Source organism: Neobacillus fumarioli NBRC 102428, from assembly GCF_001591485.1.
Taxonomy (GTDB): domain Bacteria; phylum Bacillota; class Bacilli; order Bacillales; family Cytobacillaceae; genus Neobacillus; species Neobacillus fumarioli.
In genome coordinates this window covers 1-17,591 of sequence record NZ_BCUZ01000027.1, presented here as the reverse complement: position 1 = coordinate 17,591, position 17,591 = coordinate 1, and the positions used below count along the sequence as shown (strand labels likewise).

Sequence of the window (17,591 nt, the reverse complement as noted above, 5' to 3'; positions counted from 1 at the left end):
GCTCGAATATTTTATTTTTTATGCATCTTTCTGTATACTCATTTAGAGATATATTTTTCTCCAGAAATAGAGGTGGAATCGTGGAAAATTATCAATTGGCAACATTTGCAGGCGGTTGTTTTTGGTGTATGGTCAAGCCGTTTGATGAACAGCCCGGTATTCTAAAGGTTGTATCCGGATATACTGGCGGGACTATAGAAAATCCAACATATGAACAAGTTTGTTCCGGCACTACCGGCCATTATGAAGCAGTGCAAATTACGTATGAACCAAATGTTTTTCCGTACGAAAAGCTTTTAGAAATTTTTTGGCAGCAAATTGACCCGACAGATCCCGGCGGCCAATTCTATGACCGGGGAAAGTCATATCAGACAGCGATTTTTTACCATAACGAAACGCAAAAACACCTTGCAGAAGAATCCAAGAAGAAATTGGAGGAAAGCGGGCGTTTTAATAAGCCGATCGTAACACCTATTTTGCCGGCTAAGCCCTTCTATCCTGCCGAGGAGTATCATCAGCATTACTACAAGAAAAACCCAGCCCATTATGAACGATATCATATTGGTTCCGGCCGTGCCGGGTTTATAAAGACACATTGGGGATGAATGGAAAGTGAAAAATAAAAATTTGGAACAATTGAGAAAAGAATTAACATCTCTGCAATTTGAAGTAACGCAAAATAATGCCACAGAACCTCCGTTTCGTAATGAATATTGGAATGAAACGCGCGATGGGATTTATGTAGACATTGTCTCAGGGAAGCCGTTGTTCAGCTCGCTCGATAAATATGATGCAGGCTGCGGCTGGCCGAGTTTCACAAGACCGATTGATCCGGAAGAAATCATAGAAAAAGCGGATTATAGTCATTTCATGATCCGTACCGAAGTACGAAGCAAGACGGCCGATTCCCATTTGGGGCATGTGTTTAATGACGGACCTGCACCGGCAGGTTTAAGATATTGCATCAACTCTGCCTCCTTACGTTTCATTCCGAAAGAAAGACTTGAAGAAGAGGGATACGGAGAATACTTGAAATTATTTGAAACTAATTAAAGCCGCAAGAAGACTGCGGTTTTTTTGTCCTGTTTATGACAAATTTTATATGCTTATTGGAAAATTAGGCGGATGCACATGCGGGTCAAGCACCTAATACATACAGTATCAGGGAAAAGTAAGAAATTTACGAGGAGTGAATTGCTAGTATGTATTACGGATATGGTTATGATGGATGCTGCGGGTACCCTGCATATGGCGGTTATGGTTACGGAGGCGTAGGATTTGGTTTCGGATTTGGAGGATTTGCGCTAATTGTCGTCTTATTTATTCTCTTGATCATCATTGGCGCAAGCTGGGCCTATTAATTAGTAAAAACGGCTGATTCTAAAAGAGTCAGCCGCTTTTTTATTGCCTTTATGAAAGAAATAAAAATTTGAATCATACAATTGCAATAAGGATTGATTTAGGATCACAAACATGAGTGCTGTATTTCCCGTTGTTTTCTCTCCATCAATGTGTAAAGGAAGTGATATTCTTTGGTCCGATCATTTTTAATAAAACCCATGCTTGATGAAGAATATCCAATGATTGATTATGGAAAAGGAGTTTATTTAGTTGCAAAAGACGGGAAGAGGTATTTAGATGCAGCATCAGGCGCTGTGACGGCTAATATTGGCCACGGTGTGACGGAAATTATAGATGCTATGAATGAACAGGCCCAAAAAGTCTCATTTGTGTACCGCTCGCAATTTACCAGTGAAGCAGCGGAAAAGCTGGCAGAGAAAATTGCGAAAATGATGCCGGGTGATTTAAATTGGAGTTTTTTTGTAAACAGCGGATCTGAGGCAACAGAAACAGCCATGAAAATGGCGATCCAGCATTGGCAGGAAAAAGGAGTGCAAACGAAAACAAAGGTGTTATCGAGGTGGGTCAGCTATCATGGAATTACGCTGGGTGCACTCTCGATGTCCGGGCATCCGCTTAGAAGAGCACGATTTATTCCGCTACTTCAGGATTTGCCCATAATCCATCCCCCATACTGTTACCGTTGTCCATTTCAGCTTGATTCCCCTTCATGTGGGCATCTTTGTGCTCAAGAATTAGAAACTGCCATTAACCGGATTGGAGCAGACAAAATCGCGGCCTTTATTGTGGAGCCGGTTATTGGAGCAGCGGGCGGAGCGATTGTGCCTCCAAAAGATTACTATAAAACGATTAAGGCAATCTGTGAAAAATACGACATCCTGTTTATCGCTGATGAAGTCATGACAGGGTCAGGAAGGACAGGAACGATGCTCGCTTGTGAGCATTGGGATGTTATTCCTGATATTGCTGTGCTCGGAAAAGGGCTGGGAGCCGGGTATGCGCCGATTGCAGCGGCTGTTGCCAGTGATCACGTAATGGAGCCGATTATGAAAGGTTCAAAATCTGTCATGAGCGGTCATACGTTAAGTGCCAATCCGTTAAGCTGTGCAGCAGCCCTTGCTGTCCTGGAATACTTGGAGAAACATGAGCTTATGAAAGAGGTAGACGGGAAGTCTGACTATTTGCGGCAGCTGCTTGAAAAGCTAAAACGTCAATTTACCTTTATTGGTGATGTCCGCGGGATCGGATTATTGTTTGGCATCGAACTTGTTCAGGACAGCTCGGCAAAAACGCCATTTCCAAGAAACACGATGGTGACACAAACAATCGTGAACATAGCGAAGGAAAAAGGCTTGCTTGTCTATCCTGCCAACGCCGGGATTGATGGGGTGAACGGTGACGCCATTATTATTTCTCCGCCATTAACCATTTCCAACAAGGAAATGGAGGAATTGGCTGATTTGTTAAAAGATACTTTTCTAGACTTTTCAAGTTTAATGGAAACTTTAGAGATGCGTGGTGATGTTTAAATGGAAAATCGCTTCGGAAAGATTACCACCATTGAAAAAGTCATGGAGCTGTTTCATGACGGGCTTGTCTTGATGTTTGGCGGATTCGGCGGAGTTGGGTCGCCGCCAGCACTCATCGATGGAATTCTTGAAAAAGGAATTCAGGGACTGACTTTGATTGGAAACGATACAGGATTTCCTCATATCGGCATTGGAAAAATCGTCAGTAATGAAAGAGCGAGTAAAGTTATTGCCTCACATATCGGTTCCAATCCGATTGCCGGAAAACTAATGCATGAAGGAAAACTGGAGGTAGAATTCTCTCCGCAGGGAATTTTAGTCGAAAGAATCCGTGCCGGCGGAGTTGGCCTGCCAGGGATATTATCAGATATCGGAATTGGCAATGAAATTGTGACAAGAAATAAACCACAGATGACACTGAACGGAAAAAATTATCTTATCGAAACGGCCTTAACAGCGGAAATATCGATTGTATATGCAAAAAAGGCGGATGAATTTGGGAATCTGGTATATGACAAAAGTGCCAGAAATACCAATCCTCTTGTGGCGATGGCGGGTGATATTACGATTGCAGAGGTAGAGGAAATGGTTCCCCTTGGCCACTTGAATCCTGAAGAAATCATTACCCCTGGTGTTTTCGTGGATTATATCATTCCAACGAAAGGAGTGAATTGGAAATGGGCTTGGGAATAGAGATCCGCAATAAAATGGCACGCCGGGCAGCGGAAGAGATACAGCACGGAATGGTGGTGAATCTCGGTATTGGCATTCCGTCACTTGTTCCGAATCACCTGCCAAAGGATCTGCTCGTGATGTTTCATGCAGAGAATGGAATTACAGGGATGGGACCAAGCCCAAAAAAAGGCGAAGAGGATGAAAATTTGTGTAATGCCGGCGGGTTTCCAGTCACATTGAATATAGGAGGTTCTTATTGCGATTCCTCGATAGCGTTTGGCATGATCCGCAGGGGAAAAGTAGATATGACGATTCTAGGTTCTCTGCAGGTAAGTGAAAGGGGAGATTTGGCAAATTGGATTGTCCCAGGCAAAAAGGTGCCTGGAATGGGCGGGGCGATGGAGCTGGCACAAAAAGCAAAAAAAGTAGTCGTTTTAATGAATCATTGTGATAAACAGGGAAATCCAAAAATCGTGAAAGAATGTACACTGCCACTAACTTCTGCTGCCTGTGTCGATCTTATTATAACAGACCTGGCTGTTTTTCAAGTAAACGAAACAGGTCTTGTATTGACGGAACTGTTTGCACCGTATGATTTGGCAGCCATTAAAGAAAAAACAGGCTGTCCATTTACCGTCAACGGTCAAGTTCGAAACATAGCTTACTAAGCTGATCCATATTCCTTAAGGAGTGGGGCAAGTGAAATCTATTGAAATGCGGATTAAAAACTGGCTAAAGGAGAATCGGGCAAAAGGGGCAAGGTTTTTACAAATATTAGTTCAGGAAAACAGTACAAGGGGAAATGAAAGCAGTGCCCAGGCTGTGATCATTGAGAAATGCCGCCAGCTTGGCCTGACATTGGATATTTGGGAAATTGGCGGAGAAGACATCAAACAGCATCCTGCTTACTGCTGTGATCGGGAAAACTTTGAAGGCAACCCGAATGTTGTCGCCGTTTTGAAAGGTACCGGCGGAGGAAAATCAATCATTCTAAACGGCCATATTGATGTTGTGCCGGTAGGTGATGAACGGAACTGGGATCGTGATCCTTTCAGCGGCCATATTGAGTGCGGCAGGCTTTATGGCAGAGGCTCCACAGACATGAAGGGCGGAACGGCAGCCATGTTAATGGCGATCGAATCGATTATAGCTTCAGGAATAAAACTAAAAGGTGATCTTATTTTTCAAAGTGTAATAGAAGAAGAAAGTGGGGGGGCTGGTACACTTGCCGCTGTTTTGCGGGGGTATCATGCAGATGGGGCCATTATCCCGGAACCAACAAATATGAAAATATTTCCTAAGCAGCAAGGGTCTATGTGGTTCAGAATAACTGTAAATGGAAAAGCTGCACATGGAGGCACAAGATACGAAGGGGTAAGTGCCATTGAAAAATCACAGTTTGTCCTAGAAAGATTACAACAGTTAGAGAAAGTTAGAAATGCCAAGATCACAGATCCCTTATATGAAAATATCCCGATTCCTATCCCCATTAATGTTGGCAAGATTTCAAGTGGCCAATGGCCATCTTCAGTGCCTGATGTGGCTATTATTGAAGGCAGAATGGGAGTAGCACCGGAAGAAACGATTCAAGAGGCCAAGCAGGAAATGGAAAATTGTTTAGCTGAGTTAAATGTGCAGGATGAATGGCTCAAGGATCATCCATTAAAGATTGAGTGGTTTGGGGGCAGGTGGCTCCCTGGCAGCCTTGAAACAGATCATCCGTTAATCCATACCCTGACAGAAAGTTTCATTGAAATTACTGGACAACAGCCAACAATCGAAGCAAGCCCGTGGGGAACCGATGGCGGTATACTTTCCACCATTGGGCACATACCAGTGGTTGTGTTTGGACCGGGAACGACCGAAGTAGCCCACGATGCGAATGAATATATTATTCTTGAAAATATGTTTGTGGCCAGTGAAATTATTGCGCTTTCACTCATCAAGTGGTGCGGGGTAGATGAGGAGACAAGTGAATGAACCAGCCCGCTCATTCCGTTCAGATCAAAGAAAGTGAGTTCTATCTTGAGGCTTACCTCGATCCGTTTAACAAAAGAATCCGTATTGACGATTACCGCGGCAATATCAATCTCATTATAGGGAAAACGGAAGAACTTTGCTGCCGGAATCAAGCGGAAAAATTAATTATCAAGGGACGTAAGGAAGATTTGTTCCAGTTTTTTGAACACGGTCTTGTCCTTGAGGCCATTGTGGACCGTTATTTTCTTGGATCTGACGCCTATTTTTTTACTAAATATTATTCTAATGACCGTAGGTGCAATGACCATTGGATTGCCGAAGACGGAATCATCCACAGCATTTTTCAATCCGATCCTTCATCACTAATCACAAAGCCGCCGCAAGACTATATCTTAAAAAAAGTGGATGAACGTGATGCCGGTGAGCTTGCCGCATTATACCGCGATGTATTTCAAATTTATCCAACCCCTCTTTTTGATGTGGAATATGTTAAAAAGACGATGGAAGAAGGAACCGTCTATTATGGTTTTTTTTATAAAGGAAAAATCGTCAGTGCAGCGAGTGCCGAAATAAATGATTTCTATAAAAATGCAGAGTTAACGGATTGCGCCACACGAAAAGAACATCGAAAATATGGATTAATGAAGCTAATCCTCCTTGAACTTGAAAGAGAATTAAAACACAGGGGAATTTTCTGTACGTATTCTATTGCGAGGTCCCTTTCATTCGGGATGAATGCTGTTTTATTCCAGCTCGGGTTTCATTACCGAGGGCGATTGATGAACAATTGTTATATTTACGATAAGCTTGAAAATATGAATATATGGGTAAAGAATCTGGCAAGCTGCTGATTTTCCGGCATTTCATGGCAAGTTTTCGGCACCCTTCAAGGGGGGCAAGTAAATTGAAATGAGTTTGTTAACTGCCTTAACTAAGGAAGTTTTGACCGCTATCCTTAAAAGTATTGATGAAGGGATCCATGTCGTCAATATGGAAGGAAAGACCATTTTCTATAATGAAGTAGCGGCAAGACATGATGGAATGAAAGTAGAGGAAGTACTTGGAAAACACATCCTCGAGGCCTTTCCTTCTTTGACAGCGGAGTCCAGCACATTGTTAAAAGTCATCCAAACGGGTAAACCCATTTATAACCAAACACAAGTTTACCTAAATTTGCATGGAGTAAGAATTGACACGATCAATACGACATTGCCAATCTTTCTTAACAATGAGATTATTGGGGCTGTTGAGATTGCCAAAGACTACTCACGAATGAAACTTCTAGCAGAAAGGCTTCTGGAATTGCAAAAAGGATTGAAACAAAACAAAAGCAAAAATACGCTTAAACAAGTGAATTATACGTTAAGCGATTTAAAAACAGTGAATGCTGATTTTATCAGGATGAAGGAAGAAGCAAAAAGAATGGCAAAATCAGATTCTCCCATTCTTGTCTATGGGGAGTCAGGTACAGGAAAAGAGTTATTTGTCCAGGGAATTCATCATGAGTCTCTTCGCAGTAATGGACCGTTTATCGCGCAAAATTGTGCTGCGATACCGGAATCTCTGCTCGAAAGTATTTTATTTGGGACAGCAAAAGGGAGCTATACAGGAGCAGTGGAACGAAAAGGGTTATTTGAACTCGCCGATGGCGGCACCCTTTTTTTGGATGAATTGCATACAATGCCAATTGAATTACAGGCAAAACTTCTCCGCGTGATTGAGGATGGAATCGTTAGGAGAGTAGGCGGTACAGAAAATACGTCGGTAAATGTCAGGGTTATCGCAGCGATGAATGTTCATCCAAGTGAAGCTCTTCAGGAACAAAAGCTCCGTTACGATCTTTATTATCGATTGAATGTTTTTACCTTCCCTCTTCTGCCGTTAAGGGACAGGAAAGAGGATATTATCATGTTAACTGACCTTTTTATTAAAGAATTCAACAGAAAATTAGGAAAACAGATTCAGGGAATCAATCAAACACTGGAATTATTTTTTCTAGACTACAAATGGCCGGGGAACGTTCGGGAATTAAAACATACACTTGAATATATGGTACATGTTTGTGATAGTGGCAAGTTAAGCTGGCATGATTTGCCGGTCATATTAAAACAGCAGTCAGGTAATTGGAATCAGGACAATAGGGGAAATGAAGGTTTATCATTAAGAAGAAATGTTGAAGAACTAGAGAAAAAATTAGTGACAGAAGCGATGAAGCAAGCGGGGGGAAATATTAATCAGGCGGCCCGTCTGCTTGAGATTCCAAGACAGACTTTACAATATAAACTGAAAAAACTAACTTAACTATGTGCCGAATTTTTGGCACTTTTTATTTAATTAAGGCTTTTTGAAATAGCAGTGGTTACAAATTGACAAAGTGAAAGGAATTAATGCAGTTTTGGCACAATTCTTGCATAATATATTGGCAAGAATTGGAGGGATGTGCAATGAAACCATTTTTATATAAACCGCAACGGCACTGGAAAGATATTGAGCTTTGGAAAGAGGTAACGGAGGAACAATGGAATGATTGGCTTTGGCAGCTTACGAATACGATCCGTACGTTAGAAGATTTAAAAAAGGTGATTAATCTGACGCCTGATGAAGAAGAAGGGGTGAGAATTTCAACCAAAACCATCCCCTTAAACATCACACCCTATTATGCTTCATTGATGAATCCAGACGATCCAAGATGCCCGATTCGTATGCAGTCTGTTCCGATATCAAAAGAAATTCATAAAACCAAATATGACCTTGAAGATCCACTGCATGAAGATGAAGATTCACCTGTACCGGGATTAACCCACCGCTATCCAGATAGAGTGTTATTTCTCGTTACAAACCAATGTTCGATGTATTGCCGCTATTGCACAAGACGAAGGTTCTCGGGACAAATTGGCATGGGGGTTCCCAAGAAGCAGCTTGATGCAGCCATTTCCTACATCCGGCAGACGCCGCAAGTTCGTGATGTGTTGATCTCCGGGGGAGATGGCCTCTTGATTAATGATCATATTTTGGAATATATTCTAAAAAATTTACGGGAAATTGATCACGTGGAAATCATTCGGATTGGTACTAGGGCACCCGTTGTGTTCCCACAAAGAATTACAGAAAATCTTTGCAATATTTTAAAAAAATATCACCCAATTTGGTTGAATACACATTTTAATACTTCGATTGAAATAACGGAAGACTCTAAAAGAGCATGTGAAATGCTGGCTGATGCCGGTGTTCCAGTTGGGAATCAGTCCGTCATTTTAGCGGGAATTAACGATAGTGTCCCGATTATGAAAAGACTGATGCATGATCTCGTCAAAATTCGGGTCCGGCCTTATTATATTTACCAATGTGATTTATCTGAAGGAATTGGTCATTTCCGAGCACCGGTGTCAAAAGGACTGGAAATTATCGAAGGGCTGCGGGGACACACTTCGGGATATGCTGTACCGACATTTGTTGTAGATGCTCCGGGCGGCGGCGGGAAGATTGCTCTTCAACCTAACTATCTAATTTCTCAAAGCCCGGAAAAAGTCATATTGCGTAATTTTGAGGGGGTCATCACCTCCTATCCCGAACCGGAAAATTATGTTCCTGGCAGGGCCGAAGATTATTTTAAAGAAATCTACCCTGAAATGGATGAGAAGAAATCAGTAACCGGGATTGCTGGCATTATGAATGATCAGGAATTTAATCTTGTTCCGGAAGGTCTTTCACGAATTAACCGCCGTAAAGAGTATTCCCAAGACCCGCAACACTCATCATTAAAGGAAAAGCGCAATAAACGGGATGAGTTGAAGGAGAAGAAATACCAAGCTCAGCAAGAGCAAAATAAAATAAAAAGCGGATCAAACGATCAAGCCGTAAGCCAAACTGGGAACGAGTAGGGGAGTCGATATGGAGTTATTATGTGATTGGTGTGGCAGCAAGGCAAATAAGGGTGAGAACACGGTCTATTGGGAATTGCCCGACGGTTCCAGAGCGATTCAAATAACTGAAACACCTGCTGTGATTTGTTCGACCTGTACAATGGTATATCAGACAGATGAAGTGACAAAACAAATTGAAGATCAATTGTTATTAGTTGATACGCAAAAGATCGGTAAATCCATAATTTATCAGAAATTGATGGAATTACCTAGACTTTTAAAAAGGAATTACTTTGATTTTTCGTAAACCAAATTCGGTCAACACGAACTACTGGACTTCGACTGGACCCTTCTATTATAGTTAATCATAAAAATACCCTATGCAAGAAAGGCGTTTTTGTATGAACAAATCGTTCTATCATTTTTTAATGAAGTATCGCCACCCGTCCCCGAAAGAGTCCATCAGCAAATTTGCCAATCATGCTTATTTGGATCACAGTTTTCCGAAGCAGTCGAATGATTATCATGAAATCAGCAATTATCTTGAATTAAACGGATATTACTTGGAATCGATGACGATCTTTGATGAAGCCTGGCAGCTATATCAGAATTCCTAAACACGCGATCATGCGAATCATTTTGTCGCCCCATTTGGAGGCGATTTTTTCATTTTCCAAAGACCATGCGCCTTTGCTTCCAGGACCGCATATACTATTGTAATCAAAATTTCACTTTGTCATTTGAGAGGATGGGAGGAAATGGCGAAGCAAAAAAAACCGAAGTTTAAAATCGGAGACACGGTCGTGATATCGATGTATGGGACAGTTGGCAAAATTACTGATGTAAAATGGCTGGACGGAAGTTACGTTTATGAAGTGAATAACAGTCATGGTCTGTTTCTCGAATCCAGTTTGGAACCTTTGGCGGAATATGATGGTGCAGTAATGGAACAGGAACAGATTGACATTGAATATAAATTCTTTATTGGTGATTTAGTACAAGTAAAAGGGTATGGTTCTGATTTATTTAAGGTGGTAGGATTTCGAACTGAAATATGGCGTTATAAAGAGGATGCCTGGGAAGATGTGATATATGAATTATCACGGGTTAACGATGGGGAATGGCTCGAAGTAGGCGAGGAGGATTTGACACTCGTCGCAGATGCCGAGAGTGCTGATACCTTTATTCAAAAGCTTGGTTTACTATACTTAGTGAATGATAAGGAAAAAACAGCCAAAAAAGATGGGTTACGAAATAAAGACAACAAAATAGATATAGGAGAAATATCCAGAAGGCAAGAAAAAAAAGAACTCATTGATCATCTGTTGGATTTATTTAATGATTACCGTATTTTATATGAATTATTTCATGATCAGGAATATTATCAAGTGATGCGGGTAGTGCTCCGAAAATTAAAAAGTTTGGTAAGTAATGATGGGAAAAGCCCAGTATAGCTACCATCTCATTACTTGTATCAATAAATAGATGACAAATGGAATACCAGCCCATTTAATCAGTAAGAACATTTTATCTGTTATCTTTTCCATCATTTTGATGGTGATCCCATTTTCCTGATTCACATCTTCTAACAACGCTTCAAGTTTTAATTGGACTTTTGACATCTTATCACCTCATGGAATATTCTTTACATCCAATCTATGCTTGTCCTATTTTAAAAATGTCCAACTTTGCCAAAAATGCTGTTAGGACAATTTTTGAATCAACTGTTTAAATCGGATAGCATGAAAAAGCCATATACTTCATACATTCAGTAGAAAAGGGGGCGATTACTTGAGAGAAATCGAAGTATTTATCGATACAGAAGAAATTGCAGAATTTTTCTTCCATGAGCTGGTCAAAAGGGGATACGTTCCCAGCGAAGAAGAGTTAGAGGAACTTGCAGATATTACTTTCGATTATTTGATCGAAAAAAGTATTATTGATGAAGAAATAGAGGATGAATCATAAAAAATTCCTTTCGTAAATATAATGGAAAGTTTCTATATACGACTAAAAACCTAAGGATGAACCTTAGGTTTATTTACTGTAAGGGTGCTTATCGCTTTCTTTCGGAGGCCTGGTTCTCTTTTGCATGTGCTTCATGTTCGGCTACGATTGCTTCTGCTGGGATATGATTATTTTTCTTCGGTGAAACGATACGGCTGCGATGTTTTTTACCCATGTGATAGTCCCCCTGTAATAAATGATTGTATGGCTTTTTGAACTCAAATTTTTGAGTCTAAAAATAGCTTCTCACTTTTAAAAAAAATCATGTTATCTATTTTTGAATTGAAGAACGTTTATGGTATATTGTCATTGATTACCTGATATTGTTAGGAGGATAAGTATGAGCGTACATATTGCTGCAAAAGAAAATGAAATTGCCGAAACGGTATTGCTGCCGGGAGATCCGCTTCGGGCAAAATATATTGCTGAGACGTTCTTAGAGGATGCGAAATGCTATAATGAAGTTCGCAATATGTTTGGATATACCGGTACATATAAAGGGAAAAGAATTTCTGTACAAGGCACTGGAATGGGTGTTCCTTCTATTTCTATTTATGTAAACGAACTAATACAGAGTTATAATGTACAAACATTAATTCGGGTCGGGACATGCGGTGCCATTCAAAAAGATGTACAAGTCCGAGATGTGATTCTTGCCATGACGAGTTCTACTGATTCAAATATTAACCGTTTAACCTTTGGCCATGTTGACTTTGCTCCATGTGCGAATTTTGATTTGCTAAAAAGGGCTTATGAAGCTGGCGTTGAAAAGGGATTGAGTTTAAAAGTCGGAAGCGTATTTACAGCAGATTCATTTTATAATGACAATGCTGAATTGGAAAAGTGGGCGCGGTATCAAATCTTGGCGGTTGAAATGGAAACAACTGCCCTCTATACATTAGCTGCTAAATTTGGCAGAAGGGCATTGTCTGTTTTAACTGTAAGCGACCACATTTTAACTGGAGAAGAAACATCAGCTGAAGAACGCCAGCTAACCTTTAATGAAATGATCGAAGTAGCATTGGAAGCAGCCATTAAGGAATAATTAAAAAAGTAACCTCTTCTCAATAGGGAAGAGGCTTTCTTTTGTGGGCAAAAAGGAAATCAGAATCCGAATGGAGAATTATTAAAACAAATGACATGGTTCTTCGAAAATCAATAAAATAGGTATATGCATTTGGTTTGTGGATCGAGGTGAACAAGATGAAAGAGCAGCTCAAATTGGGGATCACCGGGATGACATGTGCGGCATGTTCAACAAGAATTGAAAAAGTGCTGAATAAAATGAATGGTGTGCATGCCAATGTGAATTTGGCAATAGAGACGGCATCCATTTCCTATGAGAAAGACCAGGTTTCCTGCCGGGAGATTATTGGGAAAATTGAGAATCTGGGATATGGAGTCGTGTTTGAGAAGGTAGAATTAGACGTATTTGGTATGACCTGTGCCGCATGTTCAGTAAGGATTGAAAAAGTGTTAAATAAAATAAACGGAGTTAAGCAGGCAGAGGTCAATTTAGCAACAGAAACAGCGGTGATCAAGTTTATTCCAACGATCACAAATAGCGCAGAACTGATTGCACGAATCCAAAAGCTTGGGTTTGATGCCAAGAACAAAGATCAGAGAAAAACAAAAGAGCAATACAAGGAAGAAGAAATAAAGGAAAAGAAACGCAAATTTTTTATTGCTGTTGTCTTTTCTATTCCCCTTTTATATACGATGCTTGCCCATATTCCTTTTGATTTGGGCCTGCCAATGCCGAATCTCCTTATGAATCCTTGGTTACAATTCCTGTTGGCTACACCCGTTCAATTTTATGTCGGCGGCCACTTTTATGGCGGGGCTTTAAAAGCATTAAGGAACAAAAGTGCTAATATGGATGTTCTTGTTGCATTAGGAACCTCTGCAGCCTATTTTTATTCCCTCTATGAAGGTGTAAAAACACTCAAAGATCCTGATTATTCACCTCATTTGTATTTTGAGACTAGTGCTGTTCTCATTACCTTAATCCTATTGGGGAAATTATTGGAATCTATGGCTAAAGGAAGAACAACAGCTGCCATTACCAGGTTGTTAAATCTCCAGGCAAAAGAAGCTGTTCTGATCAAAGACGGGAAAGAAGTGAAAATTCCAATAGAAGAGGTGAAGGCAGGGGACCACATCATAGTAAAACCGGGAGAAAAAATCCCTGTAGACGGCATCATCATTCAGGGACAGGCATCTGTTGATGAATCTATGATAACAGGGGAATCAATTCCAGTCGAAAAATCAAATGGAGATATTGTCATTGGTTCCACGATTAATAAAAACGGAACATTGATAATGAAAGCTACAAAAGTAGGAAAAGATACAGCTCTCGCCAGTATTATCAAAATCGTCGAAGAGGCACAAGGAAATAAAGCGCCCATTCAACGGATCGCTGATACGATATCCGGCTATTTCGTGCCAGTCGTTGTTTGGATCTCCTTTGTCACGTTTATAACATGGTATTTTCTAGTGAGCCCCGGAGATTTTCCTTTAGCATTGGAAACGGCGATTGCGGTCCTTGTCATTGCCTGTCCATGTTCTCTTGGACTTGCCACCCCGACATCTATTATGGTCGGTACGGGAAAAGGTGCAGAAATGGGAATCCTCTTTAAGGGAGGTGAACATTTGGAAACTGCCTACAAAATCGATTGCCTTGTCCTTGATAAAACAGGGACGATTACAAAAGGACAGCCGGTTGTTACAGACTTTATCGCTTACCAAGAGGAGAAGAAGGTTCTTCAATATTTAGTATCAGCGGAAAAATCTTCGGAACATCCATTAGCAGAAGCAATTATCAAATACGGCAAAGAAAAACATTCAAGTACATTGCCGGTAAAAAGATTTACAGCCTATCCTGGCTATGGAATAGAAGCAAAGATTGGCGATGAAGTCGTTTCTATTGGAACCCGAAAACTTATGAATTTGAAAAAAATACCTTTTCAAGATGTTGAACAAGATTTGCTCAAGTATGAAAATGAAGGAAAAACAGCCATGTTTATTGCAATTAATTCAGAGATTGCCGGTTTAGTTGCCGTAGCAGACATTATAAAAGAAACGGCCATATCGGCTGTACGGCAATTGACACAGCTTGGAATTGAAGTTTATATGCTGACAGGTGATAATAAACACACTGCTAAAGCAATCGCAAGACAAGTCGGAATTACCAATGTAATTGCTGAGGTTTTGCCCGAAGAAAAAGCAAATCATATAAAATCATTGCAGCTAAAAGGAAAAAAAGTGGCCATGGTGGGTGACGGCATTAATGATGCTCCTGCACTTGCACTTGCCGACATTGGGATCGCAATCGGCACAGGTACGGATATTGCAATTGAAGCAGCTGATTTAACTCTCCTTGGCGGGGAATTAACGTTAATTCCCAAAGCCATTGCCCTAAGTAAGAAAACAATGCAAAACATTCACCAAAATCTTTTTTGGGCACTTATTTATAACTCTGCAGGAATCCCAATTGCCGCTTTAGGATTATTAGCACCATGGGTTGCCGGCGCAGCGATGGCATTCAGTTCTGTTTCAGTCGTGACAAACTCTCTCCGCCTAAAGAAAATCAAGATTTAAGTCACTTGTCAATTTGGCAAGTGCATTTTTTTTATAAACTTTTCTTTGTTAATTTCATAAAAAAGATGTTATTCTAAACACTAAGGGCTTCATTTTTAATCTAGAGATAGCTTAAAAAGTGCAACAATGATTTTGGTAAATGAAAGTGGTGAAAGCTTTGGAAGATGAAAAATTGGACCAAGTGAATACCGAACAAGAGCTGCCAGGAAACAAATCAGGCTATGTTCGTTTAAAGAAATTTCACTTTATCATGCTGCTGTTTTTTATCGTGTTTATTTCTGCAGGAATTACGACGATTGCCCTTTCTTTTGGAAAAGAAAAAGTAGTGACTGTTGGAGGAGACCGACCGGAATTTAATAAACTTTATGCTGCATTTGATACATTGAAAAATGGTTATTACACAAAAGTAAATCAGCAAAAATTAATAAACGGAGCCATAAATGGAATGGTAGAGGCATTAGGTGATCCTTTTTCGAGCTATATGAGTAAAGATGAGGCGAATAATTTCAAAAATAGTATATCTTCTTCTTTCGAGGGAATAGGTGCCGAAATTCAAGAAAAGGACAACCATATTGTGATTGTCTCGCCAATTAAAGGTTCACCGGCAGAAAAAGCGGGACTCAAGCCAAATGACATTATTCTTTCGGTCAATGGAAAAAGCCTGCAGGGAATGAAGTCTGATCAAGCAGTTGCTTTAATTAGAGGGAAAAAAGGAACTAAAGTAGATCTTTCCATTCAACGCCCAGGCATATCGAACCCAATGTCCGTATCCATTGTCAGGGATGAAATTCCGGTCCAAACTGTTTATGGAGAAATGATTGGTAATGGCATTGCAAAGGTGCAGATCACCAGTTTCTCCAGCAATACAGCAAATGAGTTATCTAAAACCTTAACGAATTTGCAAAAACAGGGCATGAAAGGGCTCGTTCTTGATTTAAGGCAAAACCCTGGCGGACTCTTGGACCAAGCTGTTGATATTTCCAGCATGTTCGTTCCAAAAGGGAAAGTCATTGTGAAAGAAGAAGATAGGAATGGCAAAATTCAATCCATTTATTCAAAAAATTCAGGGACACCTACTCTTCCTTTAGTAGTTCTAATCGATGGAGGAAGCGCAAGTGCGTCTGAAATACTCTCTGCTGCGGTTAGAGAATCAGCTGGAGTACCGCTCGTCGGAGAGAAATCTTTTGGCAAAGGAACTGTCCAGACGGCAGTTGATTTTAGTGATGGTTCGAATTTAAAATACACCATTGCTAAATGGCTGACGCCGAATGGAAATTGGATTCATAAAAAAGGACTAATTCCTGATTACACGGTTGCACTTCCTGATTATGCGCAGCTTCCAATCATTAATCCGGATAAGGCACTGTCTCTTTCTACTGCTTCAACAGATGTTCAGACAGCGCAAAAAATGCTAAAAGCACTCGGCTATGATCCGGGACGGGAAGACGGATTCTTCGATGATAAAACAAATGCTGCCGTAATGGCTTTCCAAAAGGCGCAAAATCTCCCGGTAGACGGGGTGTTAAAGGGCGATTCAACACTAAAGCTAATGGATTTATTAAGAGAGAAAATTCAAGCAAATGATACTCAGTTACAAAAGGCGATCGATGTTTTAAAACAGAAAATGAAATAACCAGTTCACCCAATTCCGTTTGGAGTTGGGTTTTTTCTATTAGAAATGAATGATCCATTCTTCTTCAGGTAACTCTTTAAATATGGGATGATGATATTAAAGGGGGGATTTGATGAAGAAATATATATTTTTAATCCTTGTGTTTATTCACATCCTCCTAAACTTAACAGAGGTTCAAGCGGCTGGTGGGATCAGTTATCAAATTGATATGCTAAACTGGCAGGAAGTAGACAAAATCCTGCCAAGATACTCAACATTTACAGTTTTAGATGTGGAAACCGGAAAAAAATTTAATGTGCAAAGGCGTGCTGGAAGTAACCATGCTGATGTACAGCCGTTAACTGTAAAAGATACAACAATCATGAAAAAAATTTATGGAGGAAAATGGAGCTGGAAACGGCGGGCCAGCATCGTCATTTATAAGAAGCAATGGATTGCCGCTTCGATGCATGGGATGCCGCATGGTGCCGGGGCTTTAAACAATGATTTTCCTGGCCATTTCTGTATTCATTTTTATGGAAGTACCACCCACAGAACAAATAATATGGATCTTTCCCATATGTTAATGATTTTGAAAGCGGCGGGAAAATTAGATGACTATCTCGCTAAGGCTAATCCATATGAGGTTATTAATGCCTATATAGCAGGTATCAAACAACAGGACACTAGGATCATCGCTGAAATTTCTTTACAAAAAGTAAACTGGAAACCAGTTTTTAAAAAAGTTGAAAACATTGGAATAGGAAAGATGGAACAACTGTTTCCTGAAGACATATTCGGAGAACTTAGCATAGCAGTTCCAATTGAAATGGATTGGAAGATAAAAAATAAAGGCTCCATCAAATATAAAGGGGTCATTCAGTTAGTCCGTTTTTCTCCTGAAGATCGATGGAAAGTCGATTCAATCAGCTTTTTGGCTGAAAATAATTTTCTAAGGGGCTG

At 40.3% G+C, this 17,591-nt stretch carries 20 protein-coding genes; 18 read left to right on the top strand and 2 right to left on the bottom strand.

All coding sequences use genetic code 11. From position 1 onward, the window contains the following. Positions 1-128 precede the first annotated feature (128 nt). From msrA to yodN, 13 genes are all read left to right on the top strand, one after another. Positions 129-605 (top strand): peptide-methionine (S)-S-oxide reductase MsrA, encoded by a 477-nt coding sequence (msrA, locus tag BFU02S_RS06725; RefSeq protein WP_066368312.1) that lies wholly within the window; start codon positions 129-131, stop codon positions 603-605. Between the two features lie 7 nt (positions 606-612). After that, positions 613-1,053, top strand: a complete 441-nt coding sequence (gene msrB / locus BFU02S_RS06720; RefSeq protein ID WP_066368277.1) for a peptide-methionine (R)-S-oxide reductase MsrB — start codon at positions 613-615, stop codon at positions 1,051-1,053. Positions 1,054-1,202: 149 nt separating this feature from the next. Continuing rightward, positions 1,203-1,361: a YjcZ family sporulation protein gene (locus BFU02S_RS16320; RefSeq protein WP_084361015.1), complete on the top strand. Its 159-nt coding sequence runs from the start codon at positions 1,203-1,205 to the stop codon at positions 1,359-1,361. Between the two features lie 171 nt (positions 1,362-1,532). Beyond that, positions 1,533-2,891 carry an aspartate aminotransferase family protein gene (locus BFU02S_RS06715; protein ID WP_066368276.1) on the top strand — a complete coding sequence of 453 codons (1,359 nt, stop codon included), beginning with the start codon at positions 1,533-1,535 and terminating at the stop codon, positions 2,889-2,891. Next, positions 2,892-3,584, top strand: a complete 693-nt coding sequence (locus BFU02S_RS06710; RefSeq protein WP_066368275.1) for a CoA transferase subunit A — start codon at positions 2,892-2,894, stop codon at positions 3,582-3,584. Then, positions 3,569-4,234 (top strand): 3-oxoacid CoA-transferase subunit B, encoded by a 666-nt coding sequence (locus BFU02S_RS06705; RefSeq protein ID WP_066368272.1) that lies wholly within the window; start codon positions 3,569-3,571, stop codon positions 4,232-4,234. Before BFU02S_RS06710 ends, BFU02S_RS06705 begins: the two co-directional genes overlap by 16 nt. A gap of 31 nt (positions 4,235-4,265) precedes the next feature. Next, a complete protein-coding gene (locus BFU02S_RS06700) occupies positions 4,266-5,546 on the top strand; it encodes a peptidase (protein ID WP_439950994.1) in 1,281 nt (426 codons plus the stop codon). Next, positions 5,543-6,397: a putative beta-lysine N-acetyltransferase gene (gene ablB, locus BFU02S_RS06695; protein WP_066368270.1), complete on the top strand. Its 855-nt coding sequence runs from the start codon at positions 5,543-5,545 to the stop codon at positions 6,395-6,397. The genes BFU02S_RS06700 and ablB overlap by 4 nt, the downstream gene beginning before the upstream one ends. Positions 6,398-6,455: 58 nt before the next feature. Continuing rightward, on the top strand, positions 6,456-7,847 hold the full coding sequence (locus BFU02S_RS06690) for a sigma-54 interaction domain-containing protein (RefSeq protein ID WP_066368268.1): 1,392 nt from the start codon (positions 6,456-6,458) through the stop codon (positions 7,845-7,847). Between the two features lie 143 nt (positions 7,848-7,990). Continuing rightward, entirely contained in the window at positions 7,991-9,427 is a 1,437-nt protein-coding gene (gene kamA, locus BFU02S_RS06685; protein ID WP_066368265.1) for a lysine 2,3-aminomutase, read from the top strand. Between the two features lie 10 nt (positions 9,428-9,437). Next, positions 9,438-9,716 carry a YokU family protein gene (locus BFU02S_RS06680; protein WP_066368262.1) on the top strand — a complete coding sequence of 93 codons (279 nt, stop codon included), beginning with the start codon at positions 9,438-9,440 and terminating at the stop codon, positions 9,714-9,716. 94 nt (positions 9,717-9,810) lie between these two features. Beyond that, entirely contained in the window at positions 9,811-10,026 is a 216-nt protein-coding gene (locus tag BFU02S_RS06675) for a YozE family protein (RefSeq protein ID WP_066368259.1), read from the top strand. Between the two features lie 141 nt (positions 10,027-10,167). Next, positions 10,168-10,863 carry a germination protein YodN gene (yodN, locus tag BFU02S_RS06670; protein WP_066368256.1) on the top strand — a complete coding sequence of 232 codons (696 nt, stop codon included), beginning with the start codon at positions 10,168-10,170 and terminating at the stop codon, positions 10,861-10,863. Here yodN and BFU02S_RS16660 read toward each other — a convergent pair whose 3' ends face one another. Continuing rightward, positions 10,864-11,031, bottom strand: coding sequence for a hypothetical protein (locus BFU02S_RS16660; protein ID WP_157075869.1), 168 nt, complete (start codon positions 11,029-11,031; stop codon positions 10,864-10,866). A gap of 169 nt (positions 11,032-11,200) precedes the next feature. Here BFU02S_RS16660 and BFU02S_RS16315 point away from each other — a divergent pair, with 169 nt between their 5' ends. Next, entirely contained in the window at positions 11,201-11,377 is a 177-nt protein-coding gene (locus BFU02S_RS16315) for a YozD family protein (protein ID WP_084361014.1), read from the top strand. A gap of 88 nt (positions 11,378-11,465) precedes the next feature. Here BFU02S_RS16315 and yoyE read toward each other — a convergent pair whose 3' ends face one another. Next, positions 11,466-11,591, bottom strand: a complete 126-nt coding sequence (gene yoyE / locus BFU02S_RS17485; protein ID WP_268872891.1) for a protein YoyE — start codon at positions 11,589-11,591, stop codon at positions 11,466-11,468. Between the two features lie 165 nt (positions 11,592-11,756). Between yoyE and deoD the strand changes: the two genes are divergently transcribed. The 4 genes from deoD to BFU02S_RS06650 all read left to right on the top strand — a co-directional run. Next, positions 11,757-12,461, top strand: coding sequence for a purine-nucleoside phosphorylase (gene deoD / locus BFU02S_RS06665; protein WP_066368254.1), 705 nt, complete (start codon positions 11,757-11,759; stop codon positions 12,459-12,461). Positions 12,462-12,619: 158 nt separating this feature from the next. After that, complete coding sequence (locus BFU02S_RS06660) at positions 12,620-15,016, top strand: heavy metal translocating P-type ATPase (protein ID WP_066368253.1); 2,397 nt, start codon at positions 12,620-12,622, stop codon at positions 15,014-15,016. Positions 15,017-15,173: 157 nt separating this feature from the next. Next, the gene (locus BFU02S_RS06655) at positions 15,174-16,649 is read left to right on the top strand and encodes a lmo1851 family serine protease (protein WP_305801516.1); all 1,476 of its coding nucleotides are present in this window, start codon (positions 15,174-15,176) and stop codon (positions 16,647-16,649) included. Between the two features lie 112 nt (positions 16,650-16,761). Further along, positions 16,762-17,591 (top strand): hypothetical protein (locus BFU02S_RS06650; RefSeq protein WP_066368250.1); only part of this gene is annotated, 830 nt, incomplete at its 3' end.